This is a genomic window from Candidatus Spechtbacterales bacterium, assembly GCA_040879145.1.
GTDB lineage: Bacteria > Patescibacteriota > Minisyncoccia > Spechtbacterales > 2-12-FULL-38-22 > JAWVZY01.
On record JBBDKX010000033.1, the window covers coordinates 1 to 2279 of the forward strand.

Consider the following 2279-nt stretch of genomic DNA (forward strand, 5'->3'; position numbering starts at 1 on the left):
CGCTAAAATTGGTGGAAACGATGTTTTCTGGGAGTTTTCAGACAGGATGTTTGATAACCAGAGGCGTCTTGGCGATGCGTTTAGTATAGAGACTGCGGTATCTTTAGGAATTAACGAGCAAGAGTTTCGGACATGTCTTGATAATAGCAGGGAGATAGAAGCGAAGTTGGCAGCAGATCGTGACGAAGCGATTGCTTTAGGAGGCAGAGGAACGCCATTTGCTGTCGTCATAACTCCGACAGAAAATTTAATACCATTTAGCGGTGCACTGTCTTATGAGCAGATTATGAGTGTCGTTGAGCGAGCACGCAGTAATTAGTAATAATAATTAACAAAAATAAATGGATAAACTAAAAATAAAAATCATACTGGGTAGCACTCGACAGGGTCGCTTCAGTGAAAAGCCGGGGAATTGGATATTGGGCGAGGCGCAGAAAAAAGATACCGTGGACGCCGAATTACTTGATCTGCGGGATTATCCGATGCCGTTTTACAACGAACCGATTTCTCCTGCCATGATAGAAGATGGTGCATATTCAAATGAGATTGTGCGAAAATGGGCGGAGAAAATCAAAGAAGCCGACGCATTTATTATGGTTACACCGGAATACAATCACGGAACTTCCGCCGTCTTGAAAAACGCGCTTGATTCCGTCTACGCCGAATGGAACAACAAGCCGGTGGGTTTTGTTTCTTATGGTGGTGTTGGCGGCACCCGCGCCGTTGAACAGCTGCGCACTGTCGTGGTGGAGCTCCAAATGGCTCCGATTCGGAGCGCGGTGCATATTCAAGGAGGTCCGTGGAACTTGCTTGACGAAAAAGGAAATTTGAAAGATGGTGTCCTTGATTCTTATGAAAAGTCAGCAAGCGACACGGTCGATCAACTCATTTGGTGGGGACAAGCATTAAGTGCAGCAAGAAATAAATAAAGTCTTATTATTGAATTATGAAAGCTATTTGGAACAATCAAATTATTGCTGAGAGCGACGACACGGTCGTTGTGGAGAGCAACCACTATTTCCCGGCGGAATCGGTGAAGATGCAGTATCTTGCAAAAAATGGCGATACATACACCTGTCCGTGGAAAGGTGTATGCGACTACTATGACGTTACCGTGGATGACAAGACGGTAAAAAGCGGCGCGTTTATGTATCCCGAACCCAAATCAGAAGCGGGACATATCCGTGGCCACTTCGCGTTCTGGCACGGAGTTGATGTTACTTCATAAATAACTATGAATCGTTTCGTAACTATTATTATAATTTCCCTTGCCGTCACCGCAGTGGTTACTGGTGTGGTGTTTTTTGGGGGCGGCAGTGGAACGGAACAATCGGTTACTGTTAAAAACGATTTTGACAAGTTTGTTTTAGCATCACTTGTTGACTATCAAGGAAATGATGTGTCCTTGGAAGAATTTCGTGGCAAGCCTCTGGTTATAAACAGCTGGGCGGTATGGTGTCCGTTCTGTCGGGAGGAGTTGCCTGCTTTCGCGGAGCTTCAAAAAGAATTTAAAGGCCAAGTTACCGTAATTGCCATAGACCGACAAGAGCCATTAAGTAAGGTCAAGGGATTCACGGACGAGATTGGCGTTACTGATGATATGCTCTTTCTTCTTGATTCATCTGACTCGTTTTACAAATCAATCGGCGGGTTCTCAATGCCGGAGACAATTTTTATGAATAGCGCCGGCGAGATTGTGGTGCATAAGCGTGGCCCGATGGAACTGGAAGAAATGCGTAAACACACTAATAAAATTATTGAATAATTATGAAATTGATTTTTGTGTATAATGCAGATAGTGGGCTTATAGCAGCTCTTAAGGATACTGTGCACAAAGTAGTATCACCCGATACATATCAGTGTAATCTCTGCAAGGTAACGTTCGGTGCCGTCTCTATGAAAGATGAGTGGAAAGCATTCGTTGATTCACTTCAGTATGATGTTGAGTTTTTGCATCGGGATGAGTTTCAAGAACGATATCCGGAAAATAAAAATGAACCCTTACCCGCATTATTCGTTGTTGAGAATAATGAAATAAAAACTGCATTATCCAAGAAATCCATTGATGGAGCACATTCGGTCGAAAATCTCATTTCACTCGTTTCAACATTTCTTAATACACATTTGCATGCATAGTAATAAAATACAACAAAAGATAAAGACTCCCGCCATTTTAATTGTCTTGGGTGCTACGGGAGATTTGGCGGCGAAGAAGATATTTCCTTCGCTCTGGCACTTGTTTGAGCGAGACCGCCTGCCGGAGCGCATCGCAATTATTG

General features: G+C 43.6%; 5 protein-coding genes. All 5 read left to right on the forward strand.

Translation table 11 applies throughout. The annotated features are described in order from the left end of the window. A partial coding sequence (locus WDZ40_03470) for a DsbA family protein (protein MEX0877890.1) occupies positions 1 to 319 on the forward strand: 319 nt, incomplete at its 5' end. Between the two features lie 22 nt (positions 320 to 341). Beyond that, positions 342 to 929 (forward strand): NAD(P)H-dependent oxidoreductase, encoded by a 588-nt coding sequence (locus WDZ40_03475; protein ID MEX0877891.1) that lies wholly within the window; start codon positions 342 to 344, stop codon positions 927 to 929. A 17-nt stretch (positions 930 to 946) separates the two neighbouring features. Then, positions 947 to 1228 carry a DUF427 domain-containing protein gene (locus WDZ40_03480; GenBank protein MEX0877892.1) on the forward strand — a complete coding sequence of 94 codons (282 nt, stop codon included), beginning with the start codon at positions 947 to 949 and terminating at the stop codon, positions 1226 to 1228. A gap of 6 nt (positions 1229 to 1234) precedes the next feature. After that, complete coding sequence (locus WDZ40_03485) at positions 1235 to 1765, forward strand: TlpA disulfide reductase family protein (protein ID MEX0877893.1); 531 nt, start codon at positions 1235 to 1237, stop codon at positions 1763 to 1765. 2 nt (positions 1766 to 1767) lie between these two features. Further along, complete coding sequence (locus WDZ40_03490; protein MEX0877894.1) at positions 1768 to 2136, forward strand: hypothetical protein; 369 nt, start codon at positions 1768 to 1770, stop codon at positions 2134 to 2136. Positions 2137 to 2279: the final 143 nt, after the last annotated feature.